Raw genomic sequence first — 21144 nt, 5'->3', positions numbered from 1 at the left:
ATGTCCGAAGGTCAGACGCAAAAACTGGCGCTCGGCATAGAGTATGACGGCAGCCGTTACTACGGCTGGCAGCGCCAGAATGAAGTCCGCAGCGTGCAGGAGAAGGTTGAGCGTGCGCTGTCGAAAGTCGCCGATCATCCGGTCAGCATCTTTTGTGCCGGCCGGACAGATGCCGGGGTGCACGGCACCGGACAGGTGGTCCATTTCGACACCACGGCGCAGCGGCCTGACGGCGCCTGGACGCTGGGCGTCAACGCCAATCTGCCACCGGACATCGCCGTTCGCTGGGTGAAAGCGGTGCCGGAAGATTTCCATGCCCGCTTCAGCGCCACCGCCCGCCGCTATCGCTACCTGATCTACAATCAGCGTCTGCGTCCGGCGGTGCTGGCGCAGGGCGTGACGCACTTTTACCATCCTCTGGATGCGGAAAAGATGCAGCGCGCCGGGCAATGCCTGCTGGGCGAGAATGATTTCACCTCATTCCGCGCGGTGCAGTGCCAGTCGCGTACGCCGTGGCGCAACGTGATTCACCTCAACGTGACGCGTCAGGGCCCTTACGTGATTGTGGATATCAAAGCCAACGCCTTTGTGCATCACATGGTGCGCAATATCGTGGGCAGCCTGATGGAGATAGGCTGCGGCAACAAGCCGGAGTCATGGATGGCAACGCTGCTGGCGGCGAAAGATCGGACGTTAGCGGCCGCTACAGCCCGGGCAGAAGGGTTGTATCTGGTGGCGGTGGATTATCCATCCCACTTTGCGTTACCACAGCCGCCGATGGGACCCCTGTTCCTCGCGGATTAATTCACTTTCAGGACATTAAAGGGCACGCTATGGAGTTCCTCCATTTTCTGGTTGATTTTATTCTGCACATTGATGTGCACCTTGCCGAGCTGGTTGCTCAGTACGGCGTCTGGATTTACGCGATTTTGTTCCTGATTTTGTTCTGCGAAACCGGACTGGTGGTGACGCCCTTCCTGCCGGGCGACTCCCTGCTGTTTGTCGCAGGCGCGCTGGCAGCCCTGCCGGGGAACGATCTGAATGTGCATCTGATGGTGGCGCTGTTAGTGACCGCCGCGATTCTGGGCGATGCGGTGAACTACACCATTGGCCGGCTGTTTGGCAAACGGTTGTTCAGTAACCCGGACTCGAAGATTTTCCGCCGCAGCTATCTGGATAAAACCCATGCGTTTTATGCCCGTCACGGCGGAAAAACCATCATCCTGGCGCGCTTTGTGCCAATCGTCCGCACGTTTGCGCCGTTTGTCGCCGGTATGGGCCATATGTCCTATCGCCACTTCGCGCTGTTCAACGTCACCGGTGCGCTGTTATGGGTCCTGCTCTTCTCCTATGCGGGCTACCTGTTTGGCGATCTGCCGGTGGTGCAGGAAAACCTGAAGCTGTTGATTGTGGGCATTATCCTGGTCTCCGTCCTGCCGGGCGTCATCGAAGTCTGGCGTCATCGCCGTCAGGCTAAACAGCAGAAGCTGCCCTGAGACTTTGCTCAGGGGTAAGACCAGATTTTTATCCACAGTCTGAACAGGTTGTGGTTTAATGAGCGACATTTACCGTCTGCTGAAGCGGTTTTCAGCAGTATCAAGACGACTGGACCAGGTCAGTTTTAAACAGAAAGGTCATCAATGAGCTGGATTGAACGAATTCTTAATAAAAGCACCACGACGCCTGCGCGCAAAGCCAGTATCCCGGAAGGGGTCTGGACCAAGTGCGACAGCTGTGGCCAGGTTCTCTACCGCGCCGAGCTGGAGCGTAATCTTGAGGTCTGCCCGAAGTGTGACCATCACATGCGTATGCACGCCCGTGAGCGTCTCGGCAGTTTCCTCGACCAGGGCACCCTGGTTGAGCTTGGCAGTGAACTCGAGCCGAAAGATCTGCTCAAGTTCCGCGACTCCAAGAAGTACAAAGATCGTCTGGTCGCCGCCCAGAAAGACACCGGCGAAAAAGATGCATTGATCGTGATGAAAGGTCAGCTGCACGGCATGCCGGTTGTTACGGCCGCCTTTGAATTTGCCTTCATGGGCGGTTCAATGGGCTCTGTGGTCGGCGCGCGTTTTGTCCGTGCGGTTGAGCAGGCGTTAGAAGATAACTGTCCGCTGATCTGCTTCTCCGCCAGTGGCGGTGCGCGTATGCAGGAAGCGCTGATGTCGCTGATGCAGATGGCGAAGACCAGTGCGGCGCTGGCGAAAATGCAGGAGCGCGGTCTGCCTTACATTTCCGTGCTGACTGACCCGACCATGGGCGGCGTTTCCGCCAGTTTTGCCATGCTGGGTGACCTCAACGTGGCGGAACCGAAAGCGCTGATCGGCTTTGCCGGCCCACGCGTTATCGAACAGACCGTGCGTGAAAAACTGCCGCCAGGCTTCCAGCGCAGTGAGTTTCTGATTGAAAAGGGCGCGATCGACATGATCATCCGCCGTCCGGAAATGCGCTACAAACTGGCAAGCCTGCTGGCAAAAATGATGAACCTGCCGGCACCGCTGCATGACGGTGAACAGTCCGCCCCTGCGCCGACTGAATCAGAAAGCAACGAGGCCTGACAGGAGATAGAGAGGCGCGTCCACCGCGCCTCTTACCAATGCACCGTATACCGCAGCAGCAGTCTGCCGGGTATCAATAAGCAAAACGGGACATATGGACAATCTTCACCTTCCTCAAGCCACGTCGCCTTTGGCCACGTGGCTTTATTATCTTGAGCACCTGCATACCCAGGCGATCGAACTGGGTCTGGATCGCATTCGCCAGGTGGCACAACGTCTCGACCTGCTGAAACCCGCCCCCTTTGTTTTTACCGTCGCCGGTACCAACGGCAAAGGCACCACCTGCCGCACGCTGGAAACCCTGCTGATGGCCGCAGGCTATCGGGTTGGCGTCTACAGCTCACCCCATCTGGTGCGCTACACAGAGCGCGTCCGGGTTCAGGGAGAGGAGCTGAGCGAAGCGCAGCACTGCGCCAGCTTTGCGGAGATTGAAGCGGGACGGGCAGACATTTCACTGACCTATTTTGAATTCGGCACGCTCTCCGCGCTCAACCTGTTTCGCCAGGCGAAGCTGGATGTGGTGATCCTCGAGGTGGGCCTCGGCGGACGACTGGACGCCACCAATATCGTTGATGCTGATGTCGCCATCGTCACCAGCATTGCTCTGGATCATACCGACTGGCTTGGCCCGGATCGCGAAAGCATCGGGCGGGAAAAAGCGGGTGTGTTCCGGGCAGGCAAACCGGCGGTGGTCGGTGAGCCGGAAATGCCGCAGAGTATCGCCATGGTGGCGCAGGAAAAGGGCGCTAAGCTCATGCAGCGCGACCGTGAATGGTCCTTTCATGCGCAGGCGGAAAGCTGGTCGCTGCGGGATGCGGCCGGTGAGCTGAACGATTTGCCCCTGCCGCAGGTGCCGCTGCCCAACGCGGCGACGGCACTGGTGGCACTGCGCATGTCCGGGCTGGCGGTCAGCGAGGCGCAGATTCGCGCCAGCCTGCCGCTGGCGATGCTGCCAGGACGTTTTCAGACCATCAGTGAATCCCCGCGTGTGATTCTGGACGTGGCGCACAACCCGCATGCGGCGGGCTATCTGGCTTCTCGACTGGCCGCCCTGCCGGCACGCGGCAAAGTGCACGCGGTTGTGGGTATGCTGCATGATAAAGATATCGCCGGAACGCTGGCAGCGCTGGCTCCGGTGGTGGATGCCTGGTACTGCGCGCCACTCGATGGCCCGCGCGGTGCCACGGCGGAGCAGCTGCTGAGCAGCCTGCCGCAGGGCGAGGCGTTTAGCTCGGTTGAACTCGCCTGGCAGCAGGCGCGTCAGCAGGCCGCGCCGCAGGACGTTGTGCTGGTTTGTGGGTCATTCCACACCGTGGCGCAGGTCATGGAATCGATTGAAACGGAGAAAGGACGTGGCAAGTAAGTTTCAGAACCGTTTAGTCGGCACGATTATTCTGGTCGCCGTTGGCGTGATTGTCCTGCCAGGGCTGCTGGATGGTCAGAAAAAGCATTATAAAGAGGAGTTCGCGGCGATTCCGCTGGTGCCAAAACCGGACGACCAGCAGGACAGCGAAATGGTGCCGCCGGTCACGCAGTCGCTGCCGTCGCAGCCGCCGGAAGGGGCGGGCAATGCGGTGAGCAGCAGTAACGGCAGCGGTAAAACCAACGTGACGGCGGAACAGGGCCGCACCCAGCCGGAAGAGGAGAGCGATCCGGCTGTGGTCTCGCCGCCGCCGGTTCATCAGTCTGCGCCTGCGCAGACGGTCACGAAGCCGAAGGTCACCGAGCAGCAGAAAGCCAGAGTAACCGAGCAGCCTAAGCCGAAGCCTGTGGAACAGCCGAAGCCGAAAGTGGCAGAGCAGCCGAAGCCGAAGCCGGCTGAACAGCCAAAAGCGGTTGAGCAGCCGAAGGAAGAGACAGCGCCGAAAGCGGCAGAGACTACCGCGCCGGCAGGGCAGGCGTACGTGGTGCAGCTGGGCGCGCTGAAAAATGCCAGCAAAGTGAACGAGATCGTGGCACAGCTTCGGCTCTCGGGCTATCGCGCCTTTACCGTGCCGTCAACGCCAGTGCAGGGGCAGATTACCCGAATTTATGTCGGGCCGGACGCCTCTAAAGCCAAAATGCAGAGCGCAGTGGGCGAGCTGAAAAACATCTCCGGACTGGGCGGTGTGGTGAAACCCTACAGTGCCCGTTAATCAGGCGATTGGCGCTGCCGATAGCAGTAACAGGCAGCGTCTTTTATCGGCTGACGCGTTCATTTATAGCGCAGCGTGACGGAAAAAGTGACCATTTTCAACGGCATGAACGGCTGAGAATCACCCGGGCGATAGCGAATTTTTTTATCGCCTTTTTTATGGATGCAGAAAAGGAAAACCGCTACGCAAACGTTTTCTTTTTCTGTTAGAATGCGCCCCGAACTGGATGCAGGGGTGCAATTGCACTGGCGCTGGAAGAGTTCATGATCTGGATTGATTACGTCATTATTGCGGTAGTTGGTTTTTCGGCTCTGGTCAGCCTGATTCGTGGGTTTGTCCGGGAAGCCTTATCTCTTGTTACCTGGGGATGCGCGTTTTTTGTCGCCAGTCATTACTACGCCTACCTTGCAGTCTGGTTTACAGGTTTTGACGACGAACTGGTTCGTAACGGTATCGCCATCGGTGTGCTGTTTGTGGCAACCCTGATAGTCGGGGCCATAGTGAACTACGTTATCGGCACGCTGGTGGAAAAAACCGGCCTGTCGGGAACCGACCGGGTGTTGGGAGTCTGTTTCGGGGCGTTGCGTGGTGTGCTGATTGTGGCCGCTTTGCTGTTCTTCCTTGATACATTCACTGGCTTTTCCAAAAGTCCGGACTGGCAACAGTCTCAACTCATTCCCGAGTTCAGTTATATCATCAGGTGGTTTTTTGATTACCTGAAAAGCACGTCGAGTTTTTTACCCCGGTGATGTGACCGGGAGTGCGGCTTAATGAGGAAATGACAACATGTGCGGTATTGTCGGTATCACCGGTTTCATGCCGGTCAACCAGTCGATCTATGACGCGTTAACGGTGCTCCAGCACCGCGGGCAGGATGCCGCAGGCATTTGTACTATCGATGCGCTGAAATGTTTTCGCCTGCGAAAGGCAAACGGCCTGGTCAGCGACGTTTTCGAAGCACGTCACATGCAGCGTCTGCAGGGCAACATGGGCATTGGTCACGCGCGTTATCCTACGGCGGGAAGCTCCAGTGCCTCTGAAGCGCAGCCTTTCTACGTCAACTCGCCCTATGGCATCACTCTGGCGCACAACGGTAATCTGACTAACGCCCATGAACTGCGTAAGCACCTGTTCGAAAAGGGTCGCCGTCACGTTAACACCACGTCAGATTCCGAAATCCTGCTGAATATCTTTGCGCAGGAACTGGATCGCTTCCAGAACGATCCGCTGGAAGCTGACAACATTTTTTCTGCGGTTGCAGCCCTGCATCAGCAGGTGCGCGGTGCTTACGCCGTCGTGGCGATGATTATCGGACACGGCATGGTCGCCTTCCGCGATCCTAACGGCATTCGTCCGCTGGTCCTCGGCAAGCGCGTCATCGCTGATGGCCGTACCGAATATATGGTTGCCTCAGAGAGCGTGGCGCTTGATACGCTGGGCTTTGAGTTCATCCGTGACGTGGCGCCGGGTGAAGCGGTTTATGTCACTGAAGAGGGCCAGCTGTCGACCCGTCAGTGTGCTGAAAACCCGAAAAGCAATCCGTGCCTGTTCGAGTATGTCTATTTTGCACGTCCCGACTCGTTCCTCGACAAGATTTCGGTCTACAGCGCCCGTGTCCGTATGGGCACCAAGCTGGGCGAAAAAATTGCCCGCGAGTGGGAAGATCTCGATATCGACGTGGTGATTCCAATCCCGGAAACCTCAACCGATATCGCGCTGGAGATTGCGCGTATTCTCGATAAACCCTATCGCCAGGGCTTCGTGAAGAACCGCTACGTCGGCCGCACCTTTATCATGCCGGGCCAGCAGTTACGTCGCAGCGCAGTGCGTCGTAAGCTCAACGCGAACCGCGCGGAATTCCGTGATAAAAACGTGCTGCTGGTGGATGACTCCATCGTGCGTGGCACCACTTCCGAGCAGATCATTGAGATGGCGCGTGAAGCGGGCGCAAAACGGGTTTACCTGGCGTCAGCGGCCCCGGAAATTCGCTTCCCGAACGTCTACGGCATCGATATGCCGAGCGCCACGGAGCTGATTGCCCATGGCCGCGAAGTGGAAGAGATCCGTCAGCTGATCAAAGCGGATGCGCTGATTTTCCAGGATCTCAACGATCTGATCGAAGCGGTGCGTGAAGAGAATCCGGATATTACCCAGTTTGAATGTTCGGTTTTCAACGGCGTCTACGTGACCAAAGATGTCGATCAGCAGTATCTGGAGTATCTTGAGTCGCTGCGTAATGATGACGCGAAAGCGCTTCAGCGCCAGAACGAGGTCGAGAATCTCGAGCTGCACAACGAAGGCTGATATCCCCTGAAGGCGGACAGCACAGAACAGGGCGGGAGCAATCCCGCCCTGTTTGTTTTCAGAAATCGTCCGGCCGCGTTATGATGATGCATTAGCGGAGACAAGGTTGGACTATGAAACGACTCATCATTGGCATCTCTGGCGCAAGCGGGGTGATCTACGGCGTGCGCATGCTGCAGGTGTTGCAGCAGGTGGAAGAGGTGGAAACGCATCTGGTCATGAGTCAGGCGGCGCGACAGACGCTGGGACTGGAGAGCGACTACTCGGTTCGCGACGTACAGGCGCTGGCCGATGTGGTGCACGACGTGCGCGATATTGCCGCGAATATCTCCTCCGGGTCGTTTAAAACGCTGGGCATGGCGATTTTACCCTGCTCGATGAAAACCCTGTCAGGCATCGTTCACAGCTACAGTGACTCCCTGCTGACCCGGGCAGCGGACGTGGTGTTAAAAGAGCAGCGTAAACTGGTGTTGTGCGTGCGCGAGACCCCGCTGCATGTCGGTCATCTGCGCATGATGACCACGGCGGCCGAACTGGGGGCCATCATTATGCCGCCTGTTCCGGCGTTCTATCACCGTCCTGATACCATCGGGCAGATCATCGACCAGACCGTTAATCGCGTTATCGATCAGTTTGATATCGACCTGCCGGAAGATCTGTTTATGCGCTGGCAGGGTGCATAAAGTTCCGCGGGCGCACTTAATTAGTGCATAAGCGCGCCCCGGATCACTCTTCGTGCATCTGACGCACCAAAAGTTAACATCATCGCTTTTTCTCTTTTACTTCACTGCTATATTCCCCCCTATAAACAGGCGGTTTTCACCGCACTGGCGTCACGCTAACTGTGTGGATAACTTGCAGATCTGGCATGAAACATGCAGATTAATTAGCGCATTCACATCACGAACCACATAACAAAAAGCACTTCACTTGAGGGTAATCTATGAAAAAGCGTGTTCTGGCTCTTTCCCTGATGCTGGGCTTATCCAGTGCTGCCAGCGTCTTTGCGGCGGTTCCGGGGTCAATCCGCATCGGTACAGATCCAACTTACCCACCGTTTGAGTCGAAAAACGCGCAAGGCAAGTTAGTGGGCTTCGATATCGACCTCGCTAACGAAATCTGCAAACGTATCCATACCCAATGTACCTATGTCGAAAGTGATTTCGATGCGCTGATCCCTTCACTGAAAGCGAAGAAAATTGATGCCATCATCTCCTCACTCTCCATCACAGCAAAACGTCAGGAAGAGATCGCCTTCTCAGAAAAACTCTACGCCGCCAACGCACGTTTAGTGGCACCGAAGGGATCAAAAATCGAGCCGACGATTGAATCGCTGAAAGGCAAAAACATCGGTCTGCTGCAGGGCACCACGCAGGAAACCTATGCCAATGAGAACTGGCGGCCAAAAGGGGTGACGATTACGCCTTATGCGAACCAGGATCTGGTCTATCAGGATCTGAATGCAGGGCGTATTGATGCCGCTTTCCAGGATGAAGTTCAGGCCAGCGAAGGCTTCCTGAAGCAGCCGGTGGGCAAGAACTACGCGTTTGCCGGTCCGGCGGTAAAAGATGACAAGATCTTTGGTGTCGGAACAGGCATGGGGCTGCGTAAAGATGACAGCGAGCTGAAGGCCGCTATCGACAAAGCCTTTACTGATATGCGTAAAGATGGCACCTACGACAAGATTGCGAAGAAATACTTCGATTTCAATGTGTACGGCGACTAACCATCCTGTCGCTTTATCCTCTGGCTGCTGAAGCCCGCCGGAACGGACGGCTTAACGCCGCTGCGCCCCGGGCGGATGGCAGAGACGCCAGAGTGATAAAGCTAAACTGCCCGTCGATGTCTGGCGGGCAGCGTTTTGTTTTCACTCCACGACAGGACCCTTTCGATGCTGTATGGCTATTCTGATGTAATTCTCAGGGGCACACTGGTGACGCTGGAACTGGCGCTCACTTCCGTGGTGCTGGCAGTGCTGCTGGGGCTGATCGGCGCAGGCGCGAAACTGTCGCGCAGCCGGCCTCTGGCGATGATTTTTGAAGGCTACACCACGCTGATCCGTGGCGTGCCCGACCTCGTATTAATGCTGCTGATCTTCTACGGTCTGCAGATTGTCCTCAACCAGATCACCGATGCGCTGGGCATGGCGCAGTTTGATATCGACCCGATGGTCGCCGGTATCATCACGCTCGGCTTTATCTATGGTGCCTACTTTACTGAAACGTTCCGGGGTGCCTTTATGGCGGTGCCGAAGGGGCAGATTGAAGCGGCCACCGCGTTTGGTTTTACCGGCGCGCAGGTGTTTCGCCGCATTCTGTTCCCGGCCATGATGCGCTATGCGCTGCCCGGCATCGGTAACAACTGGCAGGTGATCCTGAAAGCCACCGCGCTGGTCTCGCTGCTCGGACTGGAAGATGTCGTCAAGGCGACGCAGCTGGCCGGAAAAAGCACCTGGCAGCCGTTCTATTTCGCCATCGTGGCGGGCGTGATTTACCTGCTGTTCACCACGCTGTCGAATGGCGTGCTGTGGTGGCTGAACCGGCGCTATACGGTAGGCGTGAAGAGGGCGACTTATGATTGATATTATTCAGGAATACTGGAAATCGCTGCTCTGGACAGACGGTTATCGCTTTACCGGCGTGGCAATCACGCTCTGGCTGCTGATCCTCTCGGTCGCCATTGGCGGATGCCTGGCAATTCTGCTGGCGATTGCGCGGGTTTCCCCTAATCGCTTTATCAGTTTTCCGGTCTGGCTCTTTACCTACGTCTTTCGTGGCACGCCGCTCTATGTGCAGCTGCTGGTGTTTTACTCCGGGATGTACACGCTGGAGATTGTGAAAGGCACGGAGCTGCTGAATGCCTTTTTCCGCAGTGGCCTGAACTGTACATTACTCGCCTTTACGCTTAACACCTGCGCCTACACCACGGAGATCTTTGCCGGGGCCATTCGTTCGGTGCCGCACGGGGAGATTGAGGCGGCGCGGGCATATGGCTTCTCGACCTTTAAACTCTATCGCTGCATCATTCTGCCGTCGGCGCTGCGTACGGCGCTGCCAGCCTACAGTAACGAAGTGATTCTGATGCTGCACTCAACGGCGCTGGCCTTCACCGCGACGGTGCCGGATCTGCTGAAAATCGCGCGGGATATTAACTCCGCGACCTATCAGCCGTTCACCGCTTTCGGCCTGGCGGCGGTGTTATACCTGATTATCTCTTACGTGTTGATCAGCCTGTTCCGCCTGGCGGAACGCCGCTGGCTGGCCCACGTGAAACCCTCTTCATCGCATTGAGTAGAACTATGGCTGACAATAAATTAAGCGTCACCGAATTGCATAAACGTTACGGTGAACATGAAGTGCTGAAAGGGGTCTCGTTAACTGCTAAAGCGGGCGATGTGATCAGTATCATAGGATCGTCCGGTTCAGGGAAAAGTACCTTTTTACGCTGCATCAACTTTCTCGAAAAACCGAGTGAAGGCAGCATCGTCGTCAACAACCAGCAGATCAACTTAGTCCGTGACAAAGATGGTCAGCTGAAAGTGGCTGATAAAGAGCAGCTGCGCGCATTGCGCACCAGCCTGACCATGGTGTTCCAGCACTTCAATCTCTGGAGCCACATGACGGTGCTGGAAAACGTGATGGAAGCGCCGATTCAGGTGCTGGGACTGAGCAAGGCGGAAGCGCGTGAACGGGCGATCCGCTATCTCGATAAAGTGGGCATTGACGCACGGGCACAGGCGAAGTATCCGGTTCATCTCTCGGGTGGTCAGCAGCAGCGTGTCTCGATTGCGCGTGCGCTGGCCATGGAGCCGGAAGTATTACTGTTTGATGAGCCGACCTCGGCGCTCGATCCGGAGCTGGTAGGCGAAGTGCTGCGCATCATGCAGAAGCTGGCTGAGGAGGGCAAAACCATGGTCGTTGTTACCCATGAGATGGAGTTCGCCCGCCACGTTTCCAGCCACGTCATATTCCTGCATCAGGGCAAAATCGAAGAGCAGGGAGCGCCTGCGGAGCTGTTCGGTAACCCGAAAAGCCCGCGACTGCAGCAGTTCCTCAAGGGATCGCTGAAGTAACGGATAGCGGGGCGGACAGGTGCGGGAAGCAGGGCATCGGCGTGACGTGCCCTGCGCCGGTACGCTGCCTGCCCGCTGCGTCACGTCTGCAGTAACTTCAGCGCCGTGTCCTCGTCGGTCACCAGACCCGATACCCAGCCGCCCTGTAAGGCGGCCCGGATCGCCGGATACTTGCGTTCGCTACCGGCAAAGCCAATGATTTTGCGCTGTGTCTGGCTTTCCAGATGCACGCTGGTCAGGAGTTCATCCGTTTCCCCCCACACGCGTTCACCCTCCTGATTGAAAAAGTGACCGAGCATCTCGCCTGCGACGCCACGCGCATTCAGCGCCTCAACCTGCGCATCGGTAATAAATCCCTCGGCGTTCAGCGGACAGCCTGGCATTACCTCGCCAATCCCGACAAAGGCTACGTCTGCCCGTAAGGCGCGTTCGGTGACGCGCTGGTAGACCTTATGCTGCACCCACATCGCTTTATCTTCAGGCGTGTCGGCGTAGAGGGGGGCCGGAATAAAGAAATACTTACCCTGCATCTTTTCGGCCATCTTCAGCGGGACATCATAGCGTGTCCCGGAATCATCCCGCGCGATGGCGCCAATCATCGAAACGCAATGATGCTGCGGGCGATCCACCCAGGGCAACGCGTCGATAATCGAGCGTAAGGTTTTACCGGAACCAATGCCAAAGACCTGTGGCGCTTCCTCACTGATGAACTGTGCCATTACCGTCGCCCCTTCAACGGCCAGCATTTGCTGAATGGCATCCTCGTTCAGACTGGCCGAGGGCACGACGCGACAGAGTTCCAGGCCAAACTTCTCCTGGACCTCACGCGCCAGCTGCAGACAGTGCGTGACGGGATGATCGATTTTTACGCTCACCATGCCCATTTCACGAGCACTGGATACCAGACGCTGCGCCACCTGGCGCGACAATCCCAGTGCCTGCGCAATCTCCTGCTGTGTCACGCCCGCAACGTAATACATCCATGCGGCACGCGCGGCCAGCTCCTGCTTTTTCTCTTCTCTGCTCATCACGCTGTTCCGTCGAATTCAGAGAGACATCTTAACGCGAGCCGGGCAAAAAGCGCTAACCGGGCAAAAGCCCAACAAGAGAGCAAAAATATTATTTGTGACAGAGCTCGCAGAAGGATCCGCGTAATGAACACTATGCTAACGGCTATCGGGCAAATGCCCCTCACTGTGGCAAATGTTTAATTGAGGCGATTATGAGCAATCAATCCGTTTGGATGCATATCGGCGCAGGATCTTTTCATCGGGCACATCAGGCGTGGTATCTGCATCAGCTGCGTAAGCAGGGCGACGAAAGCTGGGGCATCGCGCTGGGCAATATCCGCCAGGATGCCGCGCCGCTGCTTGATCAGCTCGCGCGGCAGCAGGGCGAATATGTGCTGGAAACCGTAACGCCCGAAGGTGAGCGCGACTATGAGACCATCACGTCGCTGCGCAAAATTTTGCCCTGGGATAGCGACATCAGCGCGCTGATTGAGCAGGGCGCCCGTGCGGAAACACGTGTGATTAGCTTCACCGTGACAGAAGCAGGTTACTACCTGACGCCAGCGTTTACGCTGGATCTCAGTCAGGCGGACGTGAAGGCCGATCTGGGTGGCGATATCCGCACCCTCTACGGCGCACTCAGCCGCATTCTGACACAGCGGGTTGCCGTGGGCGGGGCACCGGTCACGCTGCTGAACTGCGACAATCTGCGCCACAATGGCGAGCGCTTTCGTGACGCCTTCCTGGCGTTTCTGACGGCCAAAGGCGATACCGCGCTGGCCGACTGGGTGCGTACACAGACCCGCTCACCGAATACCATGGTCGATCGCATCACCCCGCGACCCACCCCGCAGGTGGCCGAACGCGTGCAGGCGGCGACCGGCAGAGAGGAGGGTGCCGCAGTGATGGCCGAATCTTTTATTCAGTGGGTCATTGAGGATGATTTTATTGCCGGACGCCCGGCACTGGAAAAGGTGGGCGTTGAGCTGGTGGAATCGGTGCTGCCGTGGGAAGAGGCGAAAATTCGCATCCTTAATGCGACCCATGCCGCGATTGCCTGGGCGGGCACGCTGATTGGGCTGAACTATATTGATGAGAGCACCCGTCATCCGGCCATCTATCAACTGGCGCACGACTACGTGACCCAGGATGTCATTCCCTCACTTTCACCCAGCCCGCTCGATCTGGCGGATTATCGCGATGTGGTGCTGGCCCGCTTCAGTAATCCCTATATTCAGGACACCAATCAGCGCGTCGGTGCCGATGGCTTGTCCAAAATTCCCGGCATGGTGACGCCAACCCTGCAGGCGTGTTACCAGCGCGGCGTGCAGCCGACTGCAACGGCGGTGATCCCGGCACTCTTCTTCCTGTTTATGCAGCGCTGGGCCAGTGACGACTTACCCTATCCCTATCAGGATGGCGCGCTTCAGGCCGAAACGCTGCGTAAACAGTTCGCCAGCGCCGATCCGCTCCGTGCGTTCCTGAGCGATCGCGCGCTGTTTGCGGAACTGGCGTCCGACAGGGCGTTTCATGAGTTGGTGACGCGCCAGGTGGCGAATCTGCAGCAGTGGCTGAAGCAGCCTGAACTGGCGGCGGTGTAATCATGTATCTCGGTATTGATATCGGTACCTCCGAGCTTAAAGCGCTGATCGTGAACACGCAGGGTGAGATTGTGGCGTCTCAGCACGCCACGCTCAGCGTGCAGCGTCCGCATCCTCACTGGGCAGAACAGGAGCCTGAACGCTGGTGGCAAGCCTGCTGTGAGGTTCTGGCGGGATTGCGTCATCAGTCTCCGCAGGCCTGGGCTGAGATTCGCGCGATAGGATTGTCCGGTCAGATGCACGGGGCCGTGCTGCTGGATGCCGGAGGCAGGGTGCTGCGTCCATGTATTCTGTGGAACGACACGCGCAGCGCACCACAGTGTGAAAGGCTGGCGAAGCAGCATCCCCGGATGATAGCGATCAGCGGCAATATGATTATGCCTGGCTTCACTGCACCAAAGCTCTGCTGGGTTGCGGAACATGAGCCAGAGATCTTCAGCCGTATCGATAAGGTGTTGCTGCCGAAAGATTACCTGCGCTGGTGTCTGACCGGACGCTTTGTCACTGAGCCTTCGGATGCTGCCGGAACGCTGTGGCTCGATGTATCCCGGCGTGACTGGTCGGACGAACTGCTGGCCATCACCGGACTGACGCGTGCCGCCATGCCTGAACTGGTGGAAGGCAGTGCAGTAAGCGGACATCTGCAGGCGACACTGGCGAGCGAGTGGGGCTTATCCACCTCAGTCACGGTGGCAGGCGGCGGCGGGGACAATGCCGCGTCGGCCGTCGGGGTCGGCGCGGTGAACGCCGGGGATGCTTTTATCTCACTGGGGACGTCCGGGGTGATTTTTGTCGTCAATGACCGCTTGCAGGCGGACCCGCAATCCGGGGTGCACGCCTTTTGCCATGCGCTGCCGGGCCGCTGGCATCAGATGAGTGTGATGCTCAGCGCCGCCAGTTGTCTGCGCTGGCTGTGCAATCTGCTGTCAGTGAGTGAAAGCCAGCTGATGGAGGAGATGGCTCAGCTCAGTGATGAACAGCTGCGCAGTGCCCCGATTTTTCTGCCCTATCTCTCCGGGGAGCGCACCCCTCACAACGATCCTGACGCCTCCGGTTCTTTCTTCAATCTGCGCCATGAAACGCCGCGCGCCCTGCTGGGCTATGCGCTGATTGAAGGCGTGGCATTCGGACTGGCTGATGGGGCAGAGGCGCTCGGCGAGGCCCGGCACCCCATTCAGCAATACAGCCTCACCGGTGGAGGCGCGCGCAGCACGCTGTGGGCGCAATTGATTGCTGATGTGCTGCAACTGCCGGTTGTTACTCACCCGGCCAGCGCCTCTGGCGCGCTGGGGGCGGCACGTCTGGCGTGGCTGGCTGATGGCGGTGCTGAGCATGAGGTGTGTCTGAAGCCGCCAGTCCAGGCGCGCTATCAACCGGACGACGCTCGTGCAGCCGTGCTGCAACAGCGGCTGCGTCTGTTCCGGGAACTCTACATCCAGCAGCAACAGGTGCGTAACCTGCTGCCTGCCTGACGACTAACCAAACAGAAGGTGATTGTGATGCAATCGAACGAATACTGGTTTGGCTTACCGAAAAAGATGTTCTGGGGCTTTCTCGCTATCGCCATCTTTATGGCGGGTGATGGCTTTGAAATGGCGTTTCTGTCGCGCCATATTACCGACATGGGCTTTTCGCCCGCGCAGTCTGCCGTCGTGTTCACCTTCTATGGTCTGGCAGCCGCGCTGGCAGCCTGGGCTTCGGGTGTGGTCGCCGAGCTGATCACGCCGCAGCGCGCGATGATGATTGGCTTTGTGCTGTGGATCGTCATGCATGCCCTGTTTATGTCGCTTGGGCTTGGGCTGCATAACTATCCCCTCATGGTGCTGTTTTACGGCATTCGCGGGCTGGCTTATCCGCTGTTTATCTACTCTTTCATGATGATGCTGGTGCAGGTCTTACCGCGCGAGAAACTGGCGGCGGCGACCGGCTGGTTCTGGGCGATGTATTCAATCGGCATTGGCGTGGTGGGCAGCTATCTGCCCAGTCTGACCATTCCGATGCTGGGGGAGACCGGAACGCTGTGGCTGGCCATCATCTGGGTAGCCTGTGGCGGGATTCTTGCCTGGTTCAGCCTGCGCAACGTGCCGGTGGATCGTTCCCGCGTGAATCTGCCGATGCGTGACAAGATGACAGAGATGTCGCGTGCCGTGACCATCCTGTTCACCAATCAGCATATCTTTTATGCCTGCCTGATTCGCATCATCAACACGCTGTCGCTGTTTGGTTTCGCCATTATCATGCCACTGCTGTTTGTCGACCGTCTCGGCTTTACCATCTCTGAATGGCTGCAGATCTGGGCGGTGTTCTTCTTCGTTACCATCTTTACGAATATCTTCTGGGGCCTCACCGGTGAGAAGCTGGGCTGGATCCGTCAGGTACGCTGGTTTGGTTGCCTGGGAATGGCTATCTCCAGCCTGACCTTCTATTACCTGCCGCTGTATGCAGGACATAATTTCTGGGTGGCATTAATTCCTGCGGTCATGCTGGGGATCTTTGTCGCCGCGTTTGTGCCGATGACCGCCGTCTTTCCGACGCTGGAGCCGCATCACAAAGGGGCAGCGGTCTCAATTTACAATCTCTCCGCGGGACTCAGTAACTTTGTGGCACCGGCTATCGCCTCTGTCATGCTGCCATTCTTCGACATCGTCGGAGTGGTATGGGCCTACACCGCGCTGTATGTGTTCGCTGGCGTGCTGACCTTTATTATCCGCGTGCCCCAACCGGGGCACACGCGGGAAGAGAAGGCGATGCAGTCGCGGGTCGCCGGACAGCGAAGCTAGTTACCCCTGCGGCGGCCCCGGGCCGCTGCAGGGTTATCCTGCGACATCCTGCAAGGCTTCCTGCAAATCGTACCAGCGGAAGCCGAATCCAGAGGCTTCCAGCCGCTTCGGCAGCACATGCTGACCGCCCAGCACCAGCACCGACGACTCCCCCATCATCAGCTTAATGGCGCTGGCAGGCGTGCGCATAAAGGCCGGACGATGCATCACCCGCCCCAGCGTGGCGGCAAACTGCTCATTGCGCACCGCGTAAGGAGCCACCATGTTGAACGGGCCGTGCAGATCCTCATGATCCAGCAGCCAGAGAATCGCGTTGACCATGTCATCGATATGGATCCACGGCATATACTGTTTGCCACTGCCGATCGGCCCGCCCGCGCCAAACTTAAACGGCAGTTTCATTTTACTGAGTGCGCCGCCTTCACGAGCCAGCACCACGCCGGTGCGTATCAGGCAGACGCGGGTACGTTCACTCGCGGCGCTGAGCGCCAGCTGCTCCCAGCGGGCGCAGAGCTGATGGGTAAACTCATCATGGCCCTCATCCTCTTCAGTCAGCACCAGATCGCCGGTATTGCCATAGAAGCCGGTTGCCGAACCGGAAATCAGGACGGCGGGTGGTGTTGCGCTGGCATTAATCAGTGAGGCAATCTGCTCGGTGATCTGCCAGCGGCTTTCGCAGAGCTGCTGTTTATGCGGTTCTGTCCAGCGTTTATCGGCAATGGGTTCGCCCGCCAGGTTAATCACGGCATCAATGTTATTGAGGTTTGTCTGCTGCGCCAGACCTGACCAGAGCGCCACGCTCTCGCCCAGTTTTTCGCGTGCGCTGACGATATCCCGCGTCACGACACTGATCTGATGCCCCAGCTGTTGCAGCCGTGGAATCAGATGACGCCCAATCAGTCCCGTGCCACCGGTAATAAGAATGTGCATGTTGCGGCTCCCTTTGTGTTTTTGTTATCTGCTCCTTTCAGCATAGAAGAGCGGAGCCACTCTGAAGTGTGTCGCGTCGCGCTTTGTTATTCCGGCGTGAGAGGTCGGAGCAGCTCAGCGTTGCCTTCACAAAAAAAAGTCGGTAAACATGATGCAACCCTGACAGCCAATCGAGGTAACCGATGAATTATCCGCCCATTGTCCTGTGGTCAGATTCATCATTTTTCAGTCCTTATGCCATGTCTGCCTATGTTGCTCTTACCGAAAAAGGGGTGCCTTTTCAGCTGAAACGCGTCGATTTATCGCAGAATCAGCAATATGCGGAGGCCTATCGGGCGCTGTCACTGACCTGCCGTGTGCCAACGCTGCAGATTGACAGCTTTCTGCTGAGCGAGTCTTCCGCCATCAGCGAATATCTGGAAGAGCGTTTTCCGGCGCCTGAATTTGAGCGGCTCTATCCCCATGACCGCGAGAAGCGCGCCCGCGCCAGAGAGATTCAGGCCTGGCTGCGCAGTGACTTTATGTGGATCCGCCAGGAGCGCCCGACGGAAGTGCTGTTTGCCGGTGAACGTTTTGCGCCACTGACGGCGTCAGCACAGCAGGCGGTCACTAAACTGATTGCAGCCGTTGAGCGCCTGCTGCCGGAAGGGCAGCAGAACCTGTTTGGCGAATGGTCCATCGCGGATACCGATCTGGCGGTGATGCTCAACCGGCTGGTATTGCATGGCGATCCCTTACCGACACGTTTGCAGCACTATGCTGAATTTCAATGGCAGCGAGCCTCAGTCCAGCTGTGGTTAGCAGAAAGTGGTAAAAATCGATAACTGTCAGGGCTTGCTCAGGCTGACGGAAGTGATTACCTTACGCCACATTAAAATAACAAGTGGCAAACTGCGTGCATCTGGGCACGCCAAACAGGAAAGGGTTACGGATGGTGGATCAAACTGCGGGTGACGGCATCGAGTGGGTCGATATTGTAAGCGAAGAGAATGAAGTCGTTGCTCAGGCGACACGTGCGCAGATGCGCGCTCAGTGCCTGCGTCACCGCGCCACCTATATCGTGGTTCATGACGGTATGGGCAAGATTCTGGTTCAGCGTCGCACGGAAACAAAAGATTTCATGCCGGGCAAACTCGACGCAACGGCGGGTGGCGTGGTGCAGAGCGGTGAGGATATGCTGGAGTCTGCGCGTCGCGAAGCTGAAGAGGAACTGGGCATTGCCGCCGTGCCTTTTGCTGAGCATGGCAAATTCTACTTTGAAGATCAGCACTGCCGCGTCTGGGGTGGCCTGTTCAGTTGCGTGTCCCACGGGCCTTTCGCGATGCAGGAGTCCGAGGTCGATGAGATTTTCTGGATGACGCCCGACGAGATCACCGCCCGCTGCGATGAGTTTACTGACGATTCGCTGAAAGCGCTGTCGCTGTGGATGAGTCGTAACGGCGATAGCCGCGACTGAGACGGTTCCGGCGCCTTGCCTCAACGGGCAGCGCCGAATCGCACGTTTGCGGATTAAAAAAAAGGCATGCCCCGGGGCATGCCTTTTCTGTTCTCACCTGGCGCTTAGCCTTCAGCCTGCTGCGACTGAATGGCGGTCAGTGCGATGGTGTAGACGATGTCGTCGACCAGCGCGCCGCGCGACAGGTCATTGACCGGCTTACGCATCCCCTGCAGCATCGGCCCGATCGAGATCAGATCGGCTGAACGCTGAACCGCTTTGTAGGTGGTGTTACCGGTGTTGAGATCCGGGAAGATAAACACGGTGGCGCGACCCGCAACCTGTGAGTTGGGCGCTTTTGATTTTGCCACATCTTCCATGATGGCGGCGTCATACTGCAGCGGACCATCGATCACCAGGTCAGGACGTTTTTCCTGCGCAATCCGTGTGGCTTCACGCACTTTTTCCACGTCGCTACCTGCACCGGAGGTGCCGGTGGAGTAGGAGATCATCGCCACACGCGGGTCGATACCAAAGGCTTTGGCAGAATCGGCGGACTGAATCGCGATTTCGGCCAGCTGCTCAGCGGTAGGGTCCGGGTTAATCGCGCAGTCACCGTAAACCAGCACCTGCTCAGGCAGCAGCATAAAGAACACCGATGAAACCAGTGAGCTGTTCGGCGCGGTTTTGATCAGCTGCAGTGGCGGACGAATGGTGTTGGCGGTGGTATGAACCGCACCGGATACCAGACCATCCACTTCACCGCTCTCCAGCATCATGGTGCCCAGCACCACGTTATCTTCCAGCTGCTCCTGCGCGACAACTTCGGTCATACCTTTGTTCTTGCGCAGCTCAACCAGGCGCGGCACATAGTTTTCACGAACCTGTTCCGGGTCAACGATCTCAACCCCTTTGCCCAGCTCAACCCCCTGAGCCGCCGCAACACGCTGGATCTCATCCGGGTTGCCTAACAGCACGCAGGTGGCGATACCGCGTTCAGCACAGATAGCGGCCGCTTTAACGGTGCGCGGCTCATCGCCCTCTGGCAGAACGACGCGTTTGCCCGCTTTACGCGCCAGCTCGGTCAGCTGATAACGGAAGGCCGGTGGCGACAGGCGACGGCTGCGTTCTGACGTGGCGGTCAGCGACTCAATCCAGTCAGCGTTGATGTAGCTGGCAACATACTCCTGCACTTTCTCAATGCGCTGGGTGTCGTCAGCCGGGACTTCAAGGTTGAAGCTCTGCAGGCTCAGGGAGGTCTGCCAGGTGTTGGTTTTCACCATAAATACCGGCAGGCCGGTCTGGAAGGCGCGATCGCAAAGACGGGCGATGCGATCGTCAATCTCGTAGTTTCCGGTCAGCAGGATAGCGCCGATCTCGATGCCGTTCATGGCGGCCAGACAGGCGGCGACCAGCACATCCGGGCGGTCTGCGGAGGTGACCAGCAGAGAGCCAGGACGGAAATGTTCCAGCATGTGCGGGATACTGCGGGCGCAGAAGGTTACCGATTTCACCCGGCGGGTCTGAATCTCACCTTCGTTGATGATGCGCGCACCCAGGTGGCGGCACATGTCGATCGCGCGGGTCGCAATCAGATCAAAGCTCCACGGCACGCAGCCCAGAACCGGCAGCGGGCTGTCTGAGAAAAGCTGCTTAGGATCGATATTGGCGATGCTGGCTTTCGACGAATCATCGAAGATCTCTGACAGGTCAGGGCGGGTACGTCCCTGATCGTCAACCGGCGCGTTCAGTTTATTGATGATCACGCCCGTGATGTTTTTATTCTTCTGACCGCCGAAGCTGCTCTGGGTCAGCTCAATGCGCTCTTTCAGCTGGGCCGGTGAGTCATTACCCAGCGCCATCACAAAGACGATCTCGGCATTCAGCGTTTTGGCAATTTCATAGTTCAGTGCGTTGGCGAACTGATGCTTACGGGTCGGCACCAGACCTTCAACCAGCACCACTTCCGCATCCTGCGTGTTGGCGTGATAGCGGGAGATGATCTCCTCCATCAGCACATCCTGCTGGTTCGATCCCAGCAGTGATTCCACACGGGACATCTGCAGCGGTTCGGCCGCAGGAATCGAGGAGTTCTTGCGAATGATAGTGGTGGTTTGATCCGGGGTATCGCCGCCGGCACGCGGCTGCGCAATCGGCTTAAAGACGCTGAGGCGGACGCCTTTGCGCTCCATGGCGCGGATAACGCCGAGGCTGACGCTGGTCAGGCCGACGCTGGTGCCGGTCGGAATGAGCATAATTGTACGTGACACGTTTGAACCTCTCAGTAATGGCAGGGTGTCAAAAACAACTCCGTCAGCCTGA

Annotated in this window: 20 protein-coding genes; 17 read left to right on the top strand and 3 right to left on the bottom strand. The window is 57.6% G+C overall.

Annotation, left to right across the window (positions count from 1 at the left end):
* The 12 genes from truA to hisP all read left to right on the top strand — a co-directional run bounded on the left by truA (position 1) and on the right by hisP (position 11066).
* On the top strand, positions 1 to 804 hold the full coding sequence (gene truA / locus FJW00_RS02900; RefSeq protein WP_046102282.1) for a tRNA pseudouridine(38-40) synthase TruA: 804 nt from the start codon (positions 1 to 3) through the stop codon (positions 802 to 804).
* A gap of 29 nt (positions 805 to 833) precedes the next feature.
* Positions 834 to 1496, top strand: a complete 663-nt coding sequence (locus FJW00_RS02895) for a DedA family protein (RefSeq protein WP_140923018.1) — start codon at positions 834 to 836, stop codon at positions 1494 to 1496.
* A gap of 144 nt (positions 1497 to 1640) precedes the next feature.
* Positions 1641 to 2555, top strand: coding sequence for an acetyl-CoA carboxylase, carboxyltransferase subunit beta (accD, locus tag FJW00_RS02890; RefSeq protein WP_009088976.1), 915 nt, complete (start codon positions 1641 to 1643; stop codon positions 2553 to 2555).
* 94 nt (positions 2556 to 2649) lie between these two features.
* Positions 2650 to 3918: a bifunctional tetrahydrofolate synthase/dihydrofolate synthase gene (gene folC / locus FJW00_RS02885; RefSeq protein ID WP_140923017.1), complete on the top strand. Its 1269-nt coding sequence runs from the start codon at positions 2650 to 2652 to the stop codon at positions 3916 to 3918.
* Complete coding sequence (gene dedD, locus FJW00_RS02880) at positions 3908 to 4690, top strand: cell division protein DedD (protein ID WP_140029083.1); 783 nt, start codon at positions 3908 to 3910, stop codon at positions 4688 to 4690. The genes folC and dedD overlap by 11 nt, the downstream gene beginning before the upstream one ends.
* Before the next feature lie 263 nt (positions 4691 to 4953).
* Positions 4954 to 5439 (top strand): colicin V production protein, encoded by a 486-nt coding sequence (cvpA, locus tag FJW00_RS02875; protein WP_009088980.1) that lies wholly within the window; start codon positions 4954 to 4956, stop codon positions 5437 to 5439.
* A 37-nt stretch (positions 5440 to 5476) separates the two neighbouring features.
* Positions 5477 to 6994, top strand: a complete 1518-nt coding sequence (purF, locus tag FJW00_RS02870) for an amidophosphoribosyltransferase (protein ID WP_009088981.1) — start codon at positions 5477 to 5479, stop codon at positions 6992 to 6994.
* 113 nt (positions 6995 to 7107) lie between these two features.
* Positions 7108 to 7677 carry a UbiX family flavin prenyltransferase gene (locus FJW00_RS02865; RefSeq protein ID WP_009088982.1) on the top strand — a complete coding sequence of 190 codons (570 nt, stop codon included), beginning with the start codon at positions 7108 to 7110 and terminating at the stop codon, positions 7675 to 7677.
* A 260-nt stretch (positions 7678 to 7937) separates the two neighbouring features.
* Positions 7938 to 8720, top strand: a complete 783-nt coding sequence (gene argT, locus FJW00_RS02860; RefSeq protein WP_009088983.1) for a lysine/arginine/ornithine ABC transporter substrate-binding protein ArgT — start codon at positions 7938 to 7940, stop codon at positions 8718 to 8720.
* A 165-nt stretch (positions 8721 to 8885) separates the two neighbouring features.
* On the top strand, positions 8886 to 9575 hold the full coding sequence (locus FJW00_RS02855) for a histidine ABC transporter permease HisQ (RefSeq protein ID WP_009088984.1): 690 nt from the start codon (positions 8886 to 8888) through the stop codon (positions 9573 to 9575).
* Entirely contained in the window at positions 9568 to 10284 is a 717-nt protein-coding gene (locus FJW00_RS02850; RefSeq protein WP_009088985.1) for an ABC transporter permease, read from the top strand. Before FJW00_RS02855 ends, FJW00_RS02850 begins: the two co-directional genes overlap by 8 nt.
* A gap of 8 nt (positions 10285 to 10292) precedes the next feature.
* Positions 10293 to 11066, top strand: a complete 774-nt coding sequence (hisP, locus tag FJW00_RS02845) for a histidine ABC transporter ATP-binding protein HisP (RefSeq protein WP_009088986.1) — start codon at positions 10293 to 10295, stop codon at positions 11064 to 11066.
* Positions 11067 to 11146: 80 nt separating this feature from the next.
* On the opposite strand, the gene FJW00_RS02840 is transcribed toward hisP, so the two are convergent.
* A complete protein-coding gene (locus FJW00_RS02840; protein ID WP_140923016.1) occupies positions 11147 to 12094 on the bottom strand; it encodes a sugar-binding transcriptional regulator in 948 nt (315 codons plus the stop codon).
* A gap of 194 nt (positions 12095 to 12288) precedes the next feature.
* Between FJW00_RS02840 and dalD the strand changes: the two genes are divergently transcribed.
* The 3 genes from dalD to FJW00_RS02825 are packed head-to-tail and all read left to right on the top strand — an operon-like array spanning position 12289 to position 16457.
* Complete coding sequence (gene dalD, locus FJW00_RS02835; RefSeq protein ID WP_140923015.1) at positions 12289 to 13677, top strand: D-arabinitol 4-dehydrogenase; 1389 nt, start codon at positions 12289 to 12291, stop codon at positions 13675 to 13677.
* 2 nt (positions 13678 to 13679) lie between these two features.
* Positions 13680 to 15149 carry a xylulokinase gene (xylB, locus tag FJW00_RS02830; RefSeq protein ID WP_140923014.1) on the top strand — a complete coding sequence of 490 codons (1470 nt, stop codon included), beginning with the start codon at positions 13680 to 13682 and terminating at the stop codon, positions 15147 to 15149.
* 27 nt (positions 15150 to 15176) lie between these two features.
* A complete protein-coding gene (locus tag FJW00_RS02825) occupies positions 15177 to 16457 on the top strand; it encodes an MFS transporter (protein ID WP_140923013.1) in 1281 nt (426 codons plus the stop codon).
* Between the two features lie 33 nt (positions 16458 to 16490).
* On the opposite strand, the gene FJW00_RS02820 is transcribed toward FJW00_RS02825, so the two are convergent.
* Positions 16491 to 17387, bottom strand: coding sequence for a TIGR01777 family oxidoreductase (locus tag FJW00_RS02820; protein ID WP_140029078.1), 897 nt, complete (start codon positions 17385 to 17387; stop codon positions 16491 to 16493).
* A 182-nt stretch (positions 17388 to 17569) separates the two neighbouring features.
* Between FJW00_RS02820 and yfcF the strand changes: the two genes are divergently transcribed.
* Both yfcF and yfcD read left to right on the top strand, forming a co-directional pair.
* Positions 17570 to 18211, top strand: coding sequence for a glutathione transferase (gene yfcF / locus FJW00_RS02815; protein ID WP_111207513.1), 642 nt, complete (start codon positions 17570 to 17572; stop codon positions 18209 to 18211).
* Between the two features lie 107 nt (positions 18212 to 18318).
* Positions 18319 to 18843, top strand: a complete 525-nt coding sequence (gene yfcD / locus FJW00_RS02810; protein ID WP_009088996.1) for an NUDIX hydrolase YfcD — start codon at positions 18319 to 18321, stop codon at positions 18841 to 18843.
* Positions 18844 to 18947: 104 nt separating this feature from the next.
* Here yfcD and pta read toward each other — a convergent pair whose 3' ends face one another.
* A complete protein-coding gene (gene pta, locus FJW00_RS02805) occupies positions 18948 to 21092 on the bottom strand; it encodes a phosphate acetyltransferase (protein ID WP_009088998.1) in 2145 nt (714 codons plus the stop codon).
* Between the last annotated feature and the right edge of the window lie 52 nt (positions 21093 to 21144).

The organism is Pantoea anthophila, assembly GCF_006494375.1.
Classification (GTDB): Bacteria; Pseudomonadota; Gammaproteobacteria; order Enterobacterales; family Enterobacteriaceae; genus Pantoea; species Pantoea anthophila.
This window is presented reverse-complemented; position numbering and strand designations above follow the sequence as displayed.

Excerpts from the sequence above, each read along its gene's own strand:
- truA (WP_046102282.1), top strand. The coding sequence starts at position 1 with ATGTCCGAAGGTCAGACGCAAAAACTGGCGCTCGGCATAGAGTATGAC.
- FJW00_RS02895 (WP_140923018.1), top strand. The coding sequence starts at position 834 with ATGGAGTTCCTCCATTTTCTGGTTGATTTTATTCTGCACATTGATGTG.
- accD (WP_009088976.1), top strand. The coding sequence starts at position 1,641 with ATGAGCTGGATTGAACGAATTCTTAATAAAAGCACCACGACGCCTGCG.
- folC (WP_140923017.1), top strand. The coding sequence starts at position 2,650 with ATGGACAATCTTCACCTTCCTCAAGCCACGTCGCCTTTGGCCACGTGG.
- cvpA (WP_009088980.1), top strand. The coding sequence starts at position 4,954 with ATGATCTGGATTGATTACGTCATTATTGCGGTAGTTGGTTTTTCGGCT.
- purF (WP_009088981.1), top strand. The coding sequence starts at position 5,477 with ATGTGCGGTATTGTCGGTATCACCGGTTTCATGCCGGTCAACCAGTCG.
- FJW00_RS02865 (WP_009088982.1), top strand. The coding sequence starts at position 7,108 with ATGAAACGACTCATCATTGGCATCTCTGGCGCAAGCGGGGTGATCTAC.
- argT (WP_009088983.1), top strand. The coding sequence starts at position 7,938 with ATGAAAAAGCGTGTTCTGGCTCTTTCCCTGATGCTGGGCTTATCCAGT.
- FJW00_RS02855 (WP_009088984.1), top strand. The coding sequence starts at position 8,886 with ATGCTGTATGGCTATTCTGATGTAATTCTCAGGGGCACACTGGTGACG.
- FJW00_RS02850 (WP_009088985.1), top strand. The coding sequence starts at position 9,568 with ATGATTGATATTATTCAGGAATACTGGAAATCGCTGCTCTGGACAGAC.
- hisP (WP_009088986.1), top strand. The coding sequence starts at position 10,293 with ATGGCTGACAATAAATTAAGCGTCACCGAATTGCATAAACGTTACGGT.
- FJW00_RS02840 (WP_140923016.1), bottom strand. The coding sequence starts at position 12,094 with ATGAGCAGAGAAGAGAAAAAGCAGGAGCTGGCCGCGCGTGCCGCATGG.
- dalD (WP_140923015.1), top strand. The coding sequence starts at position 12,289 with ATGAGCAATCAATCCGTTTGGATGCATATCGGCGCAGGATCTTTTCAT.
- xylB (WP_140923014.1), top strand. The coding sequence starts at position 13,680 with ATGTATCTCGGTATTGATATCGGTACCTCCGAGCTTAAAGCGCTGATC.
- FJW00_RS02825 (WP_140923013.1), top strand. The coding sequence starts at position 15,177 with ATGCAATCGAACGAATACTGGTTTGGCTTACCGAAAAAGATGTTCTGG.
- FJW00_RS02820 (WP_140029078.1), bottom strand. The coding sequence starts at position 17,387 with ATGCACATTCTTATTACCGGTGGCACGGGACTGATTGGGCGTCATCTG.
- yfcF (WP_111207513.1), top strand. The coding sequence starts at position 17,570 with ATGAATTATCCGCCCATTGTCCTGTGGTCAGATTCATCATTTTTCAGT.
- yfcD (WP_009088996.1), top strand. The coding sequence starts at position 18,319 with ATGGTGGATCAAACTGCGGGTGACGGCATCGAGTGGGTCGATATTGTA.